The organism is Mycobacterium sp. IS-1556, from assembly GCF_001499985.1.
Taxonomy (GTDB): Bacteria; Actinomycetota; Actinomycetes; order Mycobacteriales; family Mycobacteriaceae; genus Mycobacterium.
In genome coordinates this window covers 26,025-43,467 of sequence record NZ_LQIM01000014.1, presented here as the reverse complement: position 1 = coordinate 43,467, position 17,443 = coordinate 26,025, and the positions used below count along the sequence as shown (strand labels likewise).

Sequence of the window (17,443 nt, the reverse complement as noted above, 5' to 3'; positions counted from 1 at the left end):
GTCAGGGCCCCTGGTTGAAGTGGTAGGGCGCAATCAGCGGGTTACGCGCGGTGTAGGGGCTGGGCATCTGGCCGATGGTGCGTCCCCACTGCAGCTCCAGCTCGGTCAGCTCTCCCTCCAGGAACGTGCCGGTGAGAAATGACGAGTCGAGCCGGCTCAGTGTCAGGTCGACGACAGCGGTCAGGTTCGCGTAGTCCCCTCGAAGCCATTTGGACAACGTGGGCTTGGGGAACGGGAGGGTCGCGTAGAAATCCAGCGAACGGGTCAACGCTGGTCCTGCGTCGGCCAAAGACTGCAGTACCGGGCCCAGGTCGTTGAGCTCCTTGACCAGGTTCTCCTTGGTCAGGTTGACCGAGTCGGTGGCCAGCGCGCCGAATTGACCCAGCTGATCGAGCGCCTCAGCCAGGTTTTGCCGCTGGTCCTTAAGCACCGTCAGCGCGTCGGGTAGGGTCTTCAGCGCCCTGTCGACGACGGGCTTTTGTTCGGCGAATTGGCCGACCAAGTTGTTAATGCTCTCCGTCGCGGCGATGATGTCGCCTTTCTGGTCGTTGAGGTAGGCGACGAATTGGTCCAGTTGTCCGATAAGGCTTCTGAGGTCTTGCTCGCGACCGCTCAACGCGGTGCTCAGCGCCTTGGTGATGTCCTGAATCTGACCCAGTCCGCCCCCGTTGAGCAGCAGCGAAAGCGCGGCCAGCGTCTGTTCGGTCGAGGGGAAGGTGGCCCCCGACGACAGCGGGATCAGCGCCCCGTCGTCCAGGGTGCCCTCGGGGGGGACGTCAGTGGGCGGCGCCAGTTCGACGTGCAGCGAACCCAGCAGGCTGGTCTGACCGACCGTCGCCGTCGCGTTGGCCGGCAGGTCGATGTCACCGTCGATCGTCATGGTGACCAACGCGTGCCAGCCCTGACGTTCGATCTTCTCCACGTTGCCCACGGTCACGTCGTTGACCCGGACCCGGGAGTTTCGATCCAGGTTTTGCACGTCGGGCAGCTGCGCTCGAACGGTGTAGGACCCGGGTCCGCCGCCCTCGGTGCCTGGTAGCGGAAGCGAGTTCGCGCCCCGCCAGTCGCGGAGGAATCCGCAGCCGGACAGCACGGTTACGGCCAACGCCGCCAGGAGTCCCGCGCCTACGCGGCGCCAATGCGCCGATCGGTTCACCGTCCACCTCCGGGGGGCGCCATCATCCCGGGCAGGCCGTCGGCAGGATTGGTCGGTATTGGGTTCGGCGGCTTGGCCGGTACGAACGGCGGCTGCCCGTGGTAGGGGTCGGCCGGCTCGCCGAACCGGGTGTAGATCTGGTTCGGTGGTGGGAGCGGCCCCTCGGGGGGCGGCGCCCCCGTCGCGGGCCCCCCGATCGGCGCGCCGCCGGGTGAGGCCGGCGGCGGAATGTAGTCGGGCCGTAGCCAGTCCTCGGCGTAGGTGATTTCGTTGGGACGCGCCTGGGCTCCGACGAAGGGGTTCAGCCCGAACGGTAGGAAGTTGTACTGCCGGTTCTTGACGATCGGCGCCAGATACTGCACGCACAGCTTCGCCGACTGCTCGGCGCCCAGCCGCGATGCCGCCTGTACCGCTCCGCAGAGGAACTGGATCGGGTTGGCGAAATTGTTGAGGGACAGGTTCCCGGTCAATGATAAGTGCGCGGGTTCGTAAATGTTGGTGAGGTTTTGGAGCGCTGTGGGGGCGATGTGCAGGGTTTGTTTGAGGTCTTCGCGGATTTCGGCCACGGCGGTCGACACCGACGCCAGCTTGTCCGACGTCGTGCCCAGCGTTTCTCGATTGTCGGCCACGAAGGCTGTGACATCGTCGGCCACGTCGTTGAGGGTGCGGACCGCGTTTTCGACCTCGTTGGGGTCGTTGGCCAGCAGGCCGGTGACCGCGGCCAGGTTCTGGTTCAGGTCTTTGAGCAGGCCGGTACTGTCCTGCAGCGCTGATACCAGAGTCGCCAGGTTTTGGAAGGTGCCGAACAGGTCGTCGCTGTGGTCGCCGAGCGCGTTGATCGCCTGCGACAGCTTGATGACGGTGTCACGGATGTCGGCGCCCTGGCCGCGCAGGTTGTTGGCGGCGGTGTTGACGAAGGCTCCTAAGGTGCTGACTCCGCCCGGTTGAGTGGGCTGCAGCGTGTCCGCCAGCTTCTCCAGCTGCTGTCGAAGGTCGTCGAACTCCACGGGAACCGCGGTGCGCTTCCGCGGGATCACCGCGCCCTCTCGCAGCACCGGCCCGCCGGTGTAGGCGGGTGTGAGCTCGATGGCCCTCACCGTCACCAGCGACGGCGACAGGATCACCGCCTTGGCGTCGACGGGCACCCTATATTTCTCGTCGATCCAGAACGAGATCTTGACGCGCTCGGGCTGCGGCTCGATCTTTTCGATCTTGCCGACTGCCACACCGAGGATGACCACGTTGTCGCCCTCGAAGATGCCGTTGCTGTTTTCGAAATAGGCGACGAGATTTGTTTGGTTTGCGCCGCTCGCGGCCCTCACCGCCGCGACGACGCCGCCGATCAGCACCAGCACCAGCGCCATGGCCAGAGCCACCTTCGCGTTGCGGATATTCACTGTCCGTCCCCCTCGGCTGACGTCGGGCCCGGGGGCTGGCGGGTGGGTTCCGGTGCTGGAGGTCCGGGCGGCGGTCCGCCCGCCGGCGGCGCCGGGGGTGGCTGCCGGTAGGGATAGCAACCTGGTGCTGGTCCCGGGCATGGTTGGTCACCGGGATTACCGGTGATGGCGTCCGGGAGGGTAAGGCGTGGTTCGCCGCCCTGCCCGGTCCGCGGGAAGGGCACCGGCAGCGGCGGCGTTGCCCGCTGGCCGGTCTGCGGGTCGGCGCGTTCTGTGGGCAACAGGGTGGCCGGATCGAGGCCGAGATCGGAGAAGGCAGCGTCGATGAACGGCTGCACGAACTGCCCGGGCAGCAGGTTGACGACGTAGGCGTTGAAAAACGGTCCTGACGACACCGCCTCACCCAGCGACAACACGTACGCGTTGAGCCCCTTGACGGACTCCTGTACGTCTGTCTTGCGCCTGTCGACGATCGCCAACACACCGTTGAGTTTCTCCAGCGCGGGTTTAAGCGATTCGCGGTTCTCCGCGATGAAACCCTCGATCTGCTGGGCCACTGCCGAAATGCTGTTCGAGATCTGGTCCAGGGCGCTGCTCTGGTTTTGCAGCTCGACCAACAGCGCGTTGGTGTGCACGACGAGATTGACCACGTCCTGGCTACGCTCGGCGAGCACCTTCGTCGACTTGTTCGCGTTGTCCAACAACCTTCGCAGCTCGGCATCGCGCTCGTTGAGTGTCTGCGAGAACCGCCCTACCCCCTCGACCGCCGCCCGCAAGTCGGGCGCGGTTTCGGAAAAGGTGTCGGCCAGCACGGCCAGCGAGTTCGATAGCTGGTCGGTGTTCAACCCACTGATTGTTGTGGTGAGATCGCCGAGCGCGTCAGGCAGCTGATAGGGCGATGCGGTCCGGTCGAGGGGTATTGGATTCGTCAGCTGCCCTTCTCCCCGCGTAGTGACCTCCAGGAGTTTGGCACCGAGAAGGGTCTCCACCTCTATCGCCGCTTCGGTGCGCTCGCCGAGCCGAACGGTTTCATCGACCGTGAAGGTCACCAGCACCCGCGATCCATCCAGCTCGATGCTGGACACCTTGCCGACTTCAAATCCCGAGACCCGGACCGCGTTACCCGGTTGCAGGCCGCCGGCCTGGCTGAAGTAGGCGGAGTACGTTTTGCCCGTGTCGAAGAACGGAAGTTTCTGATAGTTCAGCGACAGCACCGTGATGGCGAGAACCACGCCAAGCCCGATGACCCCGATGACAAACGGATTGCGTTCGGAGAAGCGTTTCATCGCGGCGTGCACCTCCCCGAGGTTTGGCCGACCAGCTTGACGTACACGGGTTGGCCGCCCTTGCCGTTCATCTTCAGGACGACGTCGCACAGGTAGAAGCTGAAGAAGTCCCCGTATAGCCCCTGCCGACCCAGGATTTGATAGGCGTCGGGCAGCGTGTCGAGCAGGTTGTCGACGTACTCGTGGTCGGCCACGATGATTCCCGCGGTCCGATCCAATTCGGGCACCACCTTCTGCAGCGGCGGGCGGGACTGTGCCAGCAGGTCGGCAATCGACTTCGCGGCCGCGTCGGTGTAGGCCAGCCCGTTGGCGATGTCCTGCTTGCGGTTTTCGAGGCCGTCCACGAGTTCAGACAGCGAGTCGACCGCCTCGGCGAACTGGTCACTTTGGTCTCCGAGTGAACCGAGCAAGGTGTTGAGGTTGGCGATGACCTCGCCGATCAGTTGGTCCCGGTCGGCCAGCGTGTTGGTTAGGGCCGCCGCCTGGCTCAGAAACGAGCCGATGGTCGGCCCTTGCCCCTGAAAGGCCGCGATCAGCTGACCGGTCAGCTTGTTCACCTGGTCCGGGTGCAGCGCACGAAACAGCGGCCGAAAACCGCCAATCAACGCATTCAGGTCCAGTGCGGGCTCGGTGTGGGTCAGCGGGATCGTGTCCCCGGGATCGAACCTGTCGACTCCCCCCGCACCCTCCTCGAGCGCCAGGTATCTGCCGCCGATCAGATCTTGGTAGCGGATGACCGCCCGGCTGCCCTCGGTGAGCACCACCGAGGCGTCCGCGGAGAACTCGACGCGCACCGTGCCGTCGTCGTTGATCGCGATGTTTTGCACCTTGCCGACCTCGACACCCGCGACGGTGACGAGGTTTCCGCTCTCCAGCCCGGACACTTTCGCGAACTCGGCGCTGTATGTCGTTGTCTGCTGGAAGAAGCGCAGCTGACCGAAGACGGCGAAGAGCAGAACGAGCATGACCGCGCAGGCGACGGCGTAGGCGCTAAAGCGCAAGGACGCACCTACCAGATTCTCTCGCATCTGTGCCTTTCTCTATCGCGTTCCGCGGTCAGGGTGTTGGGGCGTGCATCGGTGGTGGCGGCGAAGGTGGCAACGACGATGGCGGTATCGGGGTCGGCTGCACCTGTGCCGGATTGGGCGGCGCAGGGGGTACCGGGTCCGAGCCCGCCGGCGGCGGACCGGGTTCGGCCGGCCTGCCCGGCGGCGGCGCCGGCGGCAAACCCGGATAGAGCGGCGTTCCGTCCGGTGCGTACCGCGGCGCCCCGTAGGGCGGTGCGCCCGGGTATGGGATGGGTCCGGGCGCCGGGCCCTCGCGATTGTTGAAGGTCGGCGGTTCGGGTTCCGCCCGGGTGACGGGAAAGTAGTTCGCGTACCCGGGGAAGCCGATACCGGGGTTGGGCCGGATGTCGACGCCGGTGCCCCAACCGGAGTTGGTCACCAGGTACCGCACCGGGAGGTTCTTGGTGACATCGGGCAACTCGCCGCAGCTCGGCGCTCCCCCCGGGCCGCCCTTGATGCCGTTGATGGGCAGGTGGTCGGGGTACCGGTACGGGTCGTCGCCGAGCAGAAGGGCGGTGTCTAGTATCGCCGAGTATCCGTTGCGACCGCCGGCTACGTCAGCGAAGCCCATGTCCAGCACGGTCTTTCCGCCGACGAGGGTGCAGGTGAGTATGGGGTTGTATTTCATCAGCAGCCGCGTTGTCGACTCGAGCATGTTGACCCCGCTAACCAGGTTGTCCTTGTTCGGGCCGATCAACTCGATGCCGCTGCGCGACAGACCGATCACGTCGACCAGCAGTGCGTCCAAGGCCTGCGCATTGCCGGTGATGGTGGCGCTGGTCGTGCTGGCGGCGTCCAGCACCGTCAGGACGTCCTGCGCAGCCGCGGCGAAGGTGTTGCTGAAATCGCGGAGCCCGCGAAAATCCTGGCGGATGGTTTCGCTGCGCGGATTGAGCTCACTGAGCACCTGATTGAGATCGGTCACGGTCTGACCGAGCTCGTCACCCTTGCCGCGAACACCGTCGGCCACCGCGGACAGCACCGCGTTCAGTTTGGTCACGTCCACCTGGTTCAACACTCCGACCAGGTTGTCGAACACCGTGTTGACCTCGACAGTCACATCGCTCGACCGCAGCACCGCCCCCGCCGCCAGCCGCTTCGGACTCGGATCGCTGGGGGTGCGCAGCTCGACGAACTTTCCACCAAACGCCGTGGGGGCCGTGATCTGAGCTCCGACGTTGGCAGGGATGTACTTGAGCTGGTCGGGGTAGAGCTCCAATTCAAGTTTGACGGGATCCTTCCCACCGCCCGTGTGAATCGACGCCACCCGGCCGACCGGAACGCCGCGAAGTTGCACCTCCGCGTAGGGCTCGGTCAACAGACCCGCCCGGCCCGACAGGAGGGTCACCCTGGCGTATGACTGGAAGTCGCGGTTAAACGCAATAGGGGTAATCACGATTACCACCAGGGCCATCACGGCGACTATGAGTGTCCACCATGCGGGATGCAGGCCAAGCTCGCGGCGTTTCGGTGTCATCGTCGCTATCCCGTGAGGTTGAAGCCACCGGATCGGCCATAGAGGATCATGCCCACGATCATCGTGACGGTCGTCGCCGCGACCAGTGCGGCGCGTACCGCGCGACCGGTCGCCTCACCGACGCCAGCGGGTCCCCCCGTTGCGTTAAACCCGTAATAGGTGCACACCAGCATGATGACGGTCCCCTGCACCGTCACCTGTACCAATGCCCAGATCACATCGGTGGGCCGCAGGAATGTGTTGAAGTAGTGCTCGTAAACACCGACTGACTGACCGAAGGACACTAGGACGACCATCTGGGTCGTCACTATTCCGGCTATTAACGAGACACAGAACAGTGGGATGACCACGATCACACCGGCGATCACCCGGGTTGATGCCAAGTAGGCGATCGCGCGGATGCCCATCACCTCAAGGGCATCCATCTCCTCGTTGATCCGCATGGCCCCGAGCTGAGCGGTGGCGCCGGCCCCAATGGTGATGGCCAAACCGATAGCGGCGATCAACGGACTGACGAGGCGCGGGTTGACGTAGGCGGAGAAGAACCCTATTAGCGCCTCTAAGCTCAGGTTGCTGAATTGGCTGTACCCCACAATGGCGACGACCGAGCTGGCGCCCATCACGACGAAGGACACGACAACCACGGCCCCGCCGACCAACGCAAGCGCGCCGACGCCCAGGCCCATCTGGGCGATGAGCCGCGTCAATTCGACCCTGTATTTGCGCACGGCTTCCGTGGATTCGCCCAGAGTCTTGGCGTAGAACGCGGTCTGTTCGCCTATGCGATTCCATTCCCCGGCCGAGGCCCGCACAAAGCGCTCCAACCGCTGTCTTGTCGCGCTCATCGCAGAACCACCGACACGGTCGCAGCGGTCACAACCGTATTGACGACAAACAAGATCATGATCGTGTACACAACCGTCTCATTGACGGCGTTGCCCACCCCCTGCGGACCGCCGCCGACAGTGAGACCCTTGTAGCAAGCGACCAGGCCCGCGACCAGGCCGAAAATGAGGGCCTTGCAGGTGGAGATGACCAGGTCGGGAAGCCCGATGAGAAACGTCAGGCTGGCCGCGAAGGAGCCTGGAGTGACGTTCAGGACGTAGACACTAAAGAAGAAACACCCCGCCAGGGCGCCGACGACCGACAGTCCGAACAGCAACACCGTGTTCAGGATGATTGCGGCGATCCTCGGCACCACCAGCCGTTGGATCGGGTCGACGCCCGTCACTTCCATAGCGTCGATCTCTTCGCGGATGGTGCGCGCCCCGAGGTCAGCACACATCGCCGTGGCGGCGGCGCCACCGACGATCAGGATCACCATAAACGGCCCGCTCTGCGAGACCGCGGCCAGAGCTGCGCCGCCGCCCCCGAGGTCCTGAGCGCCAATCTCGGCGAACAGCACGCTCAGGACGAACGTGACCAGCACATGGAAGGGAATCGTCAACATGATGGCGGGCAGCGCCGACACTCGAGCCGTGAACCAAGCCTGCTCGATGAATTCACGCCATGAGAACCGCGTGGTAAACGCTGTCACCAGGGCGTCCAGCGACATCGCGAAGAAGGCGCCGACCTCGCGTACCGGCGTGCGTAGCGTTGTAGACGCGACCACGTGCTCCCTTTGGCGTTCAACAGCTCACTCGTGGTGGCCGAATCGGCCGACCAAGTTGTTGAGTCATTGAGTTAAAGATTTCCCGAAGCTGCAGACATCCTGGCACTGGCACCTCGTTACCTGAGCGAACGTTCGATTGATCGAATCAGATTCCGCCGCGGAACGCAAGTAACCCGCTGCCATCGGTAGTGCACGGCCTAAACGCGTTGCAGGACACCGAGTGTGACTGCTGCGCTGGCCAGTTCGTCGGTGGCGGCGAATCGGAGCCGGGCCGCGGGTGGGATCACATGTCCTTGGTACGGTCTGCCCATGGGTCAGCCGTACGAATCCGTCACCGTCGAAACAAGGGGTCACGTGGCGCAGGTGACGCTGATAGGACCGGGCAAGGGCAACACGATGGGCCCGGCGTTCTGGTCGGAGATGCCGGAGGTGTTCACCGCACTGGGAGCCGACCGCGATGTGCGCGCAATCGTGCTCACCGGCTCGGGCGACAACTTCAGCTACGGGCTGGATGTGTCGGTGATGGGTGGGTTACTTGGTCCGATCCTGGCCGAGGGTGCGCAGGCTCGACCGCGCGCCGATTTTCACGCCGAGGTGCTGCGCATGCAGCAGGCGATCAGTGCCGTCGCCGACTGCCGCACCCCGACGATCGCCTCGGTGCACGGCTGGTGCATCGGCGGCGGTGTTGATCTGATCTCGGCGGTGGATATCCGCTATGCCAGCGCCGACTCCAAATTTTCAGTCCGCGAGGTGAAGCTGGCGGCGGTCGCCGACGTCGGCAGCCTAGCCCGACTTCCGCTCATTCTGGGTGACGGACACCTGCGCGAGCTGGCGCTGACCGGTAAGGACATCGACGCCGCGCGTGCGGAGAAGATCGGCTTGGTCAACGACGTGTTCGACGACGCCGAGGCCTCGCTGACCGTTGCGCACGCCACCGCCGCCGAGATCGCAGCCAATCCGCCGATGACCATTCACGGCATCAAGGATGTCCTTGACCAGCAACGCATTTCGGCAGTAGCGGCGAACCTGCGCTATGTTGCGGCATGGAACGCGGCGTTCCTGCCGTCCAAGGACCTGTCCGAGGCTATCTCGGCGACGTTCGCGAAGCGTTCGCCGCAGTTCACGGGCAAGTAGGCGATTGGACATGCCCTCAGGAATCCCTAGGTATCTGTGCCTACCGCGTGCTCGACCCGCAGGGCGACGTTGTCCCGGCACCCCGTCGAGAGTGTAGGCGCCCGCCGCGATCGGCGTCCCGCTGGCGTTGGTGCCTTCTGCCCCATCGTTGGAGTGCTCTTCGGTACCTCATCGCTGATCCTTGCGGGTGTTCGCGACGCTCGGCTCACGAACCCCCGGAACTGGCGACCTCGCCTTCCACATCTCCGAATCCCCCGACCCGTGTCCATCCGAGAGTGAACCAACTGATCGGTTCGCTTCGCCATTGCCGCGCAGCGCCGCGTGAAGCGCCAACGGGCCCGCGATTACGCCCTCCCGGGGTCGTGTGACGACGATCGCCGTTGCTGCCGCGGGACGAGTGCTCGGCCCTGAAGGCGCAGGAGACGGCGAATCCGCCGTCTCCTGCAACGATTCTCGGCGGACTATAGGAGCCACTGGCGGGCCTACCGCCATTCGACTACCGCGATGGCGCGGGCGCCATCCGCACGGCGACCTCTTGTACCACAGTGGCCACGGCGCGGCCGTCCAGCGTGCGAATCTCACCGGTGACCAATCCTCGACCGCCTCCTGCGACGGGCGAGCTTGATTCAAGGACTAACCACTCGTCGGTGCGGGGTATGTGATGAAACCACATCGCGTGGTCGGTAGTCGCGAATCGGATCCTGCGGTCATTGCCCCGAAAGCCGTGCTGAGCGACTATGGGTTCGAAGAAGTAGAGATCGCTGATGAACGACAGCACGCATTCGTGAACGATGGGGTCGTCAGGCAGCGCATAAAGCGAGCGGAACCACAATCGTCTGGTGAAGACGCCGTCGACACGCTCGTCGTAAAAGCGTATGTCGAAAGCGTCCGGTGGCACGGCTCGCGCCGTGTGCGGCATGGCGTTTGGCAAGCTGTCGGGCAACACTGGGGGCCGCTGTTTATGTCCATGCGTCCAGCTGTCACTCGGAGTATTAAACGCTACGGTTCCGATCGCCACCGGCAAACCTTGCTGGCTCACCGAGATCGAGCGCAAGGCTGACGACTTTCCGTCGAATGTGCGTTGGACGCGGAATTCACACGGGACGTCACCCGCAGCGGCCCGCAGGAATTGAACATGAAGATTGTCTGCGTAGGTAAGGCCTGGCATCGCAGCTCGTCCGGCGGCTAAGACCTGCGCAATCATCGTCCCGCCGAACAGCCGTCCGCCGACCGGGTCGGCGGCGCGCGAAAGCCAAACATCAGTCGCCGCTTGGTCGAGCTGGAACACATCGAGGATCTGCGGGCGCGGCGATCGAGCGCAATTGTTCTCCCGTGTCATCCTTCGTTGCCCTTCCGGCAGCCGAGCACTTCGTCCAGCGCCACGAAACTTGTGCAGATCGAACGTACGATCATCTGCTATCGTGCTGGTCGAGTGCTCCGCTGTCAACCGTGGTCCAGTGGCCTGCCGACGATCAACGTGCGCACCTGCAGAACATGTTTTGTTACCGCCGTGAGGAGCCAGATGCTGACATCCGACCATACGTCGAAAGATGGACTTGACCTGAGCGTGATCGGACGCGTTGGGTCCCCGCGTCGGGTGTCATGGTCGGCCGAAGACGCGCAGCTGTATGCGGTTGGCATCGGCGCGGGCCAAGAGGACCCGCTGGCTGAATTATGCTTCACCACCGAAAATACCCGCGGCGTAAACCAGCGTATCGTGCCGACATTCGCAATTACTTTGGCGCAGAGGGACCTTCCCGCGGTGGGGCCAATCAAGATGTCGCAGGTCCTGCATGCTGACCAACGGCTCACACTGCACCGTCCGTTACCCGTCGACGGAGAGGCCTTCAGCACTTCGACTGTCACCGCGATCTACGACAAAGGACGCGACGCGCTTATCCGGGCTGTCTACCAACTCCATCTGATCGGTGATGACAGCCCTGTAGCCACGGCGGAATCCGGCCTGTTCGTCCGCAACGCAGGTGGTTTCGGCGGCGAACGCGGTCCGCACACGCTGTGGCAAGCCCCGGCTCGACAGCCTGACTCGACGGTGCAGTTGGGGGTCGGGCCGGGGCAGGCTCTGATCTATCGGCTGTGCGGCGACCGTAATCCTCTGCATTCAGATCCCGCGGCCGCAGCAGAATTGGGGTTTTCCCGCCCAATCCTGCATGGGCTTTGCACGTTTGGATACACCTGCCGCGCGTTGATCGGCGCGCTGTGCGACGGTCAACCTGAACTGTTTGGTTCGATGAGCGCGCGGCTTTCCGCGCCGGTGTTTCCCGGCGACCAATTGACAGTAGCGATTTGGCGGGTCGACGGCGGCGCGGTGTTCAGGACGACGACCGCAGTGGGGGTCGCGCTCGATCATGGCAACTTCATGTATCGACCTTCCGACGACGACACCAAAGTATCGCCCGCCCCGCAAATTTGAGAAGTCAATCCCTCGCGCATCGTACGCTAGCTTGCTCGTCCAGCCCAGTGCTGACGGCTTGCTCGCCCCACGTCACGGGTTGACGGTTCGCCGGACCGGTGCGCCGCACCCTCAGACGGGTCGAGTGCGTAGCTGGTGGCCCTCCAGTGTCACCGTGTGCGAAATCGCTTCGGTGTGTTTCTTGCGTCCAAGTGGTGAATTTGCGCGGCGGCGCGTGCAGCAGGTCGATGACGACGGCCGTTCGCACCTCGCGTATGTGCAGTGACGCGCGGGTGGGAGCCAAAGGTGTTCCGATGTGGACTATCTCGGCCAAAACCCGTCTCCGCTGCGCCCGCTTCGATTGGGCGCACGAAATGTACTGCTCTTGAACCGGGCACCGGTGTAGTCGCTGCCGGAGATGTTGAGGCCCGGGCGTGAGCTACGCACGGTGGCTGCGGCCGCGCTACTGAATTTCAGGACGGCGAAACGTGCCGTGGCGGTGGCGAGCAGGCGTCCTGTTGGGTCCATGAGGTCCGCCGACGGCGGACTCCTCCGTCGGTGACGGCATCGGCGATGGTGGGGCGAGCGATGACGGCCAGGTGCAGATTGCTCGTCGCGATGTGCTGGCAGGTGGCCAGTTCACCCAGAACTGGTGCGCGCCAGCACAATGTCGGCAAGCATGAACAACACGCCGGGGGCTAGTTCACCATGCCCGTCTACACAGCGCGGGTGCGGGTGAAGTTGCGCAGAGAGACTGCCCGCCAGCCAGGGTGTCGTGATGGATGCCGACCGACGCATCCGCCGGACTGATCACCGACATCGATGGGTGCGGTGAGCCGTCGGGGGCATCTCAGCGCGCCTTCACCGGGTAGCCCACCTCTACCGCGATGCACAAAACGGGCCGGCGCGACCATTCAAACCGCCGACGACGCCAGGTGAATTCGACAACATGGCGCCGTCTGAACACATTGACTTCGACGAGGTGACTGGCGTCCCAGACGGATGGCGCCACGCCGTACGGCCGAATCCGTCTGGGGCCGCAGCGGGCTGCTTCATCGCTCTTCTTGGCATTCGTCATGCCGGAGGACCACGGTGTCACGATCGTGGTTTGGTCGCACATCCCCAGCGGCGAACCCTCGCAGAATCGGCGGAGTTCCATGATCATCAGGAACTCGACGTAGCAGGGATGGTTGGCGCGGCGCTGGGCCACGACGGCGTTCGCCGCTCTTGAAAGGCCGCCATGCCTTCAACCACGTCAGGCTCTTTCATGCTCTGGGCTTCGAACGACGCCGAAAGCATAACGTTGGGGATTGCATCGCGGGCGTGTGCGGCGTTGATCGCCCGCTTGGTGTAGGCGATGGCTTGTCGAGGGCCGGCCGCCAGGCGTGCGGCGAACGCGTGCGCTTCGGCGACAACCCCGCCGGCGGGCACGACGCGGTTGACCAGACCGATCCGTTCGGCGGTGGGCGCGTCGACAACGTCGCCGGTGAGCAGGAACTCTTTGGCGCGCGCTGGCCCTACCAAAGCCGGCCACACCGCCGTGCCGCCGTCGCCGGCCACGATTCCCATCCGCACATGCGGGTCGGAGATCGTTGCGGTGTCGGCCATGATGACCAGATCGCTGAGCAACGCCAGCGTGGCGCCCAGACCCACGGCAGCCCCGTTTACCGCCGCGATCACCGGTTGAGGGACTTCGAGGAACTCACGCACGATCTTGCTGACATCGCCGATCGCGCGTGCGGTGGCCCAGGGATCGGCGTTGCGGGTCTGCTCAATGAGTTCCATGTCTCCCCCGGCGCAGAAGAACCGCCCCATCCCGGTGAGGACAACGGCGCCGACATCGCGCTGATCGGGCAGCCACCGCAGAAACGCCAGAATCTCGTCGTGCATCACGGAATTGACGGCGTTGGCGCGGTCGGGCCGGTTGAACTGCACTGTGAGTACACCCGCAGTGGTTTCGATTGCGAGGGTGCTGAACTCAGGCGACATCGGTTATGTCCTCACTTCTGACGGCACTCTTGACGGCGTTGATGCTGGATGCCACCTCCGCCCGGCCGGGGTGCGGCTGAATCGGGGTGCCGGCGCGGGCTGGAACGCACCCCGACTGTCGAGCTCATAGACCGCTCGCGCTGTATTCGGCGTGTAGTCAACAGCTTCCCGCAGTGACAGCACAGGGGAGACGCAGACGTCGGCGCCGTTCAGCAGCGCGGTCCACTCGTCGCGGGCCTTGCTCGCGAACACCTGCCCAAGTCGGGCCTTGGCCGCCGGCCAGGCCGAGCGATCCCACTGCCGCGCGAACAGCGGGTCACTGGCCAGGTCCAGATGCGACAGCAGGTTGGCGTAGAACTGCTTCTCGATGGCGCCGACGGCCACGTAGCCGCCGTCACTGCACCGGTAGACGGTGTAAAACGGAGCCGCCCCGTCGAGGGTGTTGCTGTCGCGGGTGTCGGTCCAGGTGCCGTTGGCCAGCATGTCGTGGATCATGCTTAGCTGCAACGCGGTTCCGTCGACGATCGCGGCATCGATTACCTGACCCTGACCCGAGTGACGCGTCTCGGCCAGCGCGCAGGCGATGCCGAACGCCAGTAGCATGCCTCCCCCGCCCATGTCGCCGATAAGCTTGAGCGGCGGTACCGGCGCGTCGGCGCCGATCGCCCCCAGCGCGCCGGCCACGGCGATGAAATTGATGTCGTGGCCGGCGGCTTGGGCCAGCGGCCCGTCTTGTCCGTAGCCGGTCATGCGCCCGTATACCAGTCGGGGGTTCACGGCGCAGCAATCAGTCGGACCCAGCCCAAGCCGTTCTGCTACTCCGGGACGGAACCCCTCGATGAGAACGTCGGCTTCGGCGATCAGGTGCAGCACCGCATCGCGGTCTGCCGGATCTTTTAGGTCGGCCTCAAGCATGCGGCGCCCCCTGTGCAGCACGGCATCCGGCTTGGCGGTATCGGCGGGCCGATCGACCCGGACGACGTCAGCGCCCATGTCGGACAACAACATCGCGGCGAACGGACCGGGACCGATACCGCCAACCTCGATGACCCGCACGCCGGCCAGCGGCCCGCCGGGACGCTCGTCGGAGAGTATGGCCCCCCAATCCCACTGGGTCACTGGGCCTCCGCGAGCAGACTGCGCGCGATAGTGCGCACCTGGATCTCGTCGGTGCCGCCGAAGATAGACAGGATCTTGGCGTCGCGGCACAATTGCTCAACGTGATTCTCTGCCATATAGCCGTTGCCACCGAAGATCTGGACCGCCTCCAATGCGACTTCCATGGCGGCCTGGGCGGTGTAGAGCTTGATCGCCGAGGCTTCGGCCAGGCTCGGACGCAGTCCGGCATCCGACATCGCGATGTACTGCAGCAGCAGGTTCTCGGTGTTGAGTCGCGCCACTTCCATCTTGGCCAGTTTGAGTTGGATGAGCTGGTAGTCGCCGATCGGCTTGCCGAATTGGACGCGGGTCTTCGAATAGTCAACGGACAGCTCCAAGCAACGCTCGATGATGCCCAAGGCGTTAGCCGCCATGCTCGCCCGCTCCATCGCGAACGTCGCCTTGGCGGCCGATCCGGACGGCTCGGCGGATTTGGCGGGACCCGTGTTCGGCCCGGGCCCGTCGAGTAGTCGGTCCGGGGTTACGAAAACGTTGTCCAGGCGCAGCTCACCGGTGGGTGAGGAATGCAGCCCCATCTTGCGCAGCGGTTCGCTCTGCCACAGCCCGGGCATCCCCTTTTCGAGAACGAAGGTCATGATCTTGCGCTGGGCGGCGGGCCTGCCGTCGTCGAGCTTGCAGATGAACACGATGGTGTCGGCGTAGGGCGCGTTGCTGATGAAGGTTTTGGATCCGTTGAGCAGCCAGCCCCCCTCGGTCGCTCGTGCGGTGCATCGCATAGCCCCAAAAGCATCCGAGCCCGACTCCGGTTCGGTGAGCGCCCACGCGCCGATCTTGGCCAGTGACAGCAGATCCGGAACCCAGCGCCGTTTCTGCTCATCGCTGCCGCTGCGCAGGATCGCCCCTGCGGTCAGGTCGATGCTGGCACCCAACGCGGTCACCAGACCTGGCGAGTGCCGGGAGAACTCCAGCAGCGGAATGAGTTTCTCCGACGCGTTTCGTGGCGGCTTCTGCCCGGCCATCGTTGCCGCGAAACGCTCCATCGCACTGTCAGCCACCCCGAATTCGGCGTAGAACTTGCGCAGAATGTCGAATGGAGGGACACCGTCGAATTCCAGTGCCTCGCGCTGTGGAGCTACCACAGTTTCCACGAAGCGACGCACCGCCTTGCGATACATCAGTTGCTCATCTGACCAACGAAGCATCCTCGGTCCTTTCCTGGGTGTGGCCAAAGTTTCGGTTGGGCGCAGCGCTCATGTGCCGCTCCACTGCGGTTGGCGTTTCTCGGCGAAGGCGCGTGGGCCCTCTTTGGCGTCCTGCGAACGGAATACCGCTTTGAGCAGAGGCTTCTGATAGGTATAGAAGTCGTCGTCGCCGATACCGCTGCGCCGGCGCACCAGCCGCCGCGACGCCCCAACGCTCAGCGGGGCGCAGCGGCCGATCAGCTCCGCGAGCGCCAACGCCTCATCGGCCGCGGCGCCCTGCTGGGTGAGCCGGGATATGAGCCCGAGTTCGTAGCCGCGTTCGGCGCTGAGCGGCTCACCGGTGATCGCCATCTCCAGGGCCACGTTTTCCGGGATGCGCTGAGGTAGCCGTAACAAGCCCCCACCTGCGGCGAACAGCCCCACCTTGGCTTCGGGAAGCCCCAGCTTGGCGCCGGTGGCCGCCACGATCAGATCACAAGCCAACGCCAGTTCAAGGCCGCCGCCGAGGGCGTAGCCTTCGATCGCGGCGATGAGCGGCTTCTCGGCGCTGCCGTCGCGCAGGAAATGGCCGATACCATCTGGCATTCCGGTCTTGGCGAACGCATTGAGGTCCATACCGGAGCAGAACGCTGTGCCGGTCCCGGTCAGCACCCCGACGCGTAGGGAGGCGTCGCGATTGAGGCGTTCCACGGCGGCCAACAACCCGTCGCTGACCGCGGTGTCGATCGCGTTGCGCGCCCGCGGACGGTTAAGGGCAATCAGCAGGGTCGAATCGCGTTGTTCGACCAGCACTTCATCACTCATAACTGAACTCCTGCGCTTTCAACTACCGCGGCGGCAAACGGATGGCGCCGTCGAGCCGGACGACCTCACCGTTCATATAGCTGTTGGTCACCAATTCCACTGCCAGAGAGGCAAATTCGTCGGCATATCCGAGACGTTGCGGGAATACCACGCTGGTGCCAAGTTTTGACTTGAAGGCGTCGGCCTTTTCACCGGCTCCATAGATCGGGGTGTCGATGAGGCCAGGCGCGATGGTGTTCACCCGGATCCCGTGCAGCGCGAGATCACGAGCCATCGGCAATGTCATTGCCACCACACCACCTTTGGCTGCCGAGTAGGGCGTCTGCCCGATCTGCCCGTCGAATGCGGCCACAGAAGCGGTGTGGAGGATGACGCCACGAGCACCGTCCTCCAACGGTTCTGACCGTGTCATCGCCGCAGCCGCCAGACGCGCGCAGTTGTAGCTGCCAATGAGGTTGACCCGGACGACGAAGTCGAACTTGTTCAGCGGGATCGGTGTTCCCTCGCGGTCGACAATCCTGCCCGGCGGACCCAAACCGGCGCAGTTGACCAACACCCGCAGCGGGCCGAGATCCACAGCTGCGTCCACGGCGCCCTGTACTTGCTCTTCGTCGGACACATCGGCGGGGGCGAAGATTCCGCCCAATTCGGCGGCGACCTTGCGGCCGCCGTCTTCTTGTCGGTCGAGTATCACGACCCGGGCGCCGCGTTGAGACAACGCCCGGGCGGTGGCGGCACCGAGACCGGACGCTCCACCGGTGACGATGGCCGATGCACCTTCAATGTTCAT

The 17,443-nt window shown here is 64.5% G+C and carries 16 protein-coding genes; 2 read left to right on the top strand and 14 right to left on the bottom strand.

Annotated elements, in window-relative coordinates; translation table 11 throughout:
- Nucleotide 1: 1 nt before the first annotated feature.
- The 7 genes from AU187_RS12685 to AU187_RS12655 are packed head-to-tail and all read right to left on the bottom strand — an operon-like array spanning nt 2 to nt 7,995.
- Nucleotides 2-1,156 (bottom strand): MCE family protein, encoded by a 1,155-nt coding sequence (locus AU187_RS12685; protein ID WP_059101092.1) that lies wholly within the window; start codon nt 1,154-1,156, stop codon nt 2-4.
- The gene (locus AU187_RS12680; RefSeq protein ID WP_082683948.1) at nt 1,153-2,520 is read right to left on the bottom strand and encodes an MCE family protein; all 1,368 of its coding nucleotides are present in this window, start codon (nt 2,518-2,520) and stop codon (nt 1,153-1,155) included. Before AU187_RS12680 ends, AU187_RS12685 begins: the two co-directional genes overlap by 4 nt.
- A 29-nt stretch (nt 2,521-2,549) precedes the next feature.
- Complete coding sequence (locus AU187_RS12675; RefSeq protein ID WP_059101158.1) at nt 2,550-3,839, bottom strand: MCE family protein; 1,290 nt, start codon at nt 3,837-3,839, stop codon at nt 2,550-2,552.
- Nucleotides 3,836-4,867 carry a virulence factor Mce family protein gene (locus tag AU187_RS12670; RefSeq protein ID WP_059101093.1) on the bottom strand — a complete coding sequence of 344 codons (1,032 nt, stop codon included), beginning with the start codon at nt 4,865-4,867 and terminating at the stop codon, nt 3,836-3,838. The genes AU187_RS12675 and AU187_RS12670 overlap by 4 nt, the downstream gene beginning before the upstream one ends.
- A gap of 28 nt (nt 4,868-4,895) precedes the next feature.
- Complete coding sequence (locus AU187_RS12665) at nt 4,896-6,383, bottom strand: MCE family protein (RefSeq protein WP_059101094.1); 1,488 nt, start codon at nt 6,381-6,383, stop codon at nt 4,896-4,898.
- 5 nt (nt 6,384-6,388) lie between these two features.
- Complete coding sequence (locus AU187_RS12660) at nt 6,389-7,228, bottom strand: ABC transporter permease (RefSeq protein ID WP_059101095.1); 840 nt, start codon at nt 7,226-7,228, stop codon at nt 6,389-6,391.
- Entirely contained in the window at nt 7,225-7,995 is a 771-nt protein-coding gene (locus tag AU187_RS12655) for an MlaE family ABC transporter permease (RefSeq protein WP_059101096.1), read from the bottom strand. Before AU187_RS12655 ends, AU187_RS12660 begins: the two co-directional genes overlap by 4 nt.
- Nucleotides 7,996-8,304: 309 nt before the next feature.
- Between AU187_RS12655 and AU187_RS12650 the strand changes: the two genes are divergently transcribed.
- Nucleotides 8,305-9,129: a crotonase/enoyl-CoA hydratase family protein gene (locus AU187_RS12650; RefSeq protein WP_059101097.1), complete on the top strand. Its 825-nt coding sequence runs from the start codon at nt 8,305-8,307 to the stop codon at nt 9,127-9,129.
- Between the two features lie 496 nt (nt 9,130-9,625).
- On the opposite strand, the gene AU187_RS25005 is transcribed toward AU187_RS12650, so the two are convergent.
- Nucleotides 9,626-10,468: an acyl-CoA thioesterase gene (locus AU187_RS25005; RefSeq protein WP_172800245.1), complete on the bottom strand. Its 843-nt coding sequence runs from the start codon at nt 10,466-10,468 to the stop codon at nt 9,626-9,628.
- Nucleotides 10,469-10,651: 183 nt separating this feature from the next.
- Here AU187_RS25005 and AU187_RS12640 point away from each other — a divergent pair, with 183 nt between their 5' ends.
- A complete protein-coding gene (locus AU187_RS12640; protein WP_059101099.1) occupies nt 10,652-11,560 on the top strand; it encodes a MaoC family dehydratase in 909 nt (302 codons plus the stop codon).
- Nucleotides 11,561-12,389: 829 nt separating this feature from the next.
- On the opposite strand, the gene AU187_RS12635 is transcribed toward AU187_RS12640, so the two are convergent.
- Genes AU187_RS12635 through AU187_RS12610 form a run of 6 tightly spaced genes read right to left on the bottom strand, consistent with a single transcriptional unit; the run spans nt 12,390 to nt 17,443 of the window.
- Nucleotides 12,390-12,749 carry a hypothetical protein gene (locus AU187_RS12635; RefSeq protein WP_059156988.1) on the bottom strand — a complete coding sequence of 120 codons (360 nt, stop codon included), beginning with the start codon at nt 12,747-12,749 and terminating at the stop codon, nt 12,390-12,392.
- On the bottom strand, nt 12,704-13,528 hold the full coding sequence (locus tag AU187_RS12630) for an enoyl-CoA hydratase/isomerase family protein (RefSeq protein ID WP_059156987.1): 825 nt from the start codon (nt 13,526-13,528) through the stop codon (nt 12,704-12,706). The genes AU187_RS12635 and AU187_RS12630 overlap by 46 nt, the downstream gene beginning before the upstream one ends.
- A gap of 3 nt (nt 13,529-13,531) precedes the next feature.
- Nucleotides 13,532-14,647, bottom strand: a complete 1,116-nt coding sequence (locus AU187_RS12625) for a CaiB/BaiF CoA transferase family protein (RefSeq protein WP_082683928.1) — start codon at nt 14,645-14,647, stop codon at nt 13,532-13,534.
- Nucleotides 14,644-15,849: an acyl-CoA dehydrogenase family protein gene (locus tag AU187_RS12620; RefSeq protein ID WP_059101103.1), complete on the bottom strand. Its 1,206-nt coding sequence runs from the start codon at nt 15,847-15,849 to the stop codon at nt 14,644-14,646. The genes AU187_RS12625 and AU187_RS12620 overlap by 4 nt, the downstream gene beginning before the upstream one ends.
- Before the next feature lie 48 nt (nt 15,850-15,897).
- Complete coding sequence (locus tag AU187_RS12615) at nt 15,898-16,653, bottom strand: crotonase/enoyl-CoA hydratase family protein (RefSeq protein ID WP_059101104.1); 756 nt, start codon at nt 16,651-16,653, stop codon at nt 15,898-15,900.
- Between the two features lie 22 nt (nt 16,654-16,675).
- Nucleotides 16,676-17,443 carry an SDR family NAD(P)-dependent oxidoreductase gene (locus AU187_RS12610; protein WP_059101105.1) on the bottom strand — a complete coding sequence of 256 codons (768 nt, stop codon included), beginning with the start codon at nt 17,441-17,443 and terminating at the stop codon, nt 16,676-16,678.

Excerpts from the sequence above, each read along its gene's own strand:
- AU187_RS12680 (WP_082683948.1), bottom strand. The coding sequence starts at position 2,520 with ATGGCGCTGGTGCTGGTGCTGATCGGCGGCGTCGTCGCGGCGGTGAGG.
- AU187_RS12675 (WP_059101158.1), bottom strand. The coding sequence starts at position 3,839 with ATGAAACGCTTCTCCGAACGCAATCCGTTTGTCATCGGGGTCATCGGG.
- AU187_RS12670 (WP_059101093.1), bottom strand. The coding sequence starts at position 4,867 with ATGCGAGAGAATCTGGTAGGTGCGTCCTTGCGCTTTAGCGCCTACGCC.
- AU187_RS12665 (WP_059101094.1), bottom strand. The coding sequence starts at position 6,383 with ATGACACCGAAACGCCGCGAGCTTGGCCTGCATCCCGCATGGTGGACA.
- AU187_RS12660 (WP_059101095.1), bottom strand. The coding sequence starts at position 7,228 with ATGAGCGCGACAAGACAGCGGTTGGAGCGCTTTGTGCGGGCCTCGGCC.
- AU187_RS12650 (WP_059101097.1), top strand. The coding sequence starts at position 8,305 with ATGGGTCAGCCGTACGAATCCGTCACCGTCGAAACAAGGGGTCACGTG.
- AU187_RS25005 (WP_172800245.1), bottom strand. The coding sequence starts at position 10,468 with ATGACACGGGAGAACAATTGCGCTCGATCGCCGCGCCCGCAGATCCTC.
- AU187_RS12640 (WP_059101099.1), top strand. The coding sequence starts at position 10,652 with ATGCTGACATCCGACCATACGTCGAAAGATGGACTTGACCTGAGCGTG.
- AU187_RS12630 (WP_059156987.1), bottom strand. The coding sequence starts at position 13,528 with ATGTCGCCTGAGTTCAGCACCCTCGCAATCGAAACCACTGCGGGTGTA.
- AU187_RS12620 (WP_059101103.1), bottom strand. The coding sequence starts at position 15,849 with ATGCTTCGTTGGTCAGATGAGCAACTGATGTATCGCAAGGCGGTGCGT.
- AU187_RS12615 (WP_059101104.1), bottom strand. The coding sequence starts at position 16,653 with ATGAGTGATGAAGTGCTGGTCGAACAACGCGATTCGACCCTGCTGATT.
- AU187_RS12610 (WP_059101105.1), bottom strand. The coding sequence starts at position 17,443 with ATGAACATTGAAGGTGCATCGGCCATCGTCACCGGTGGAGCGTCCGGT.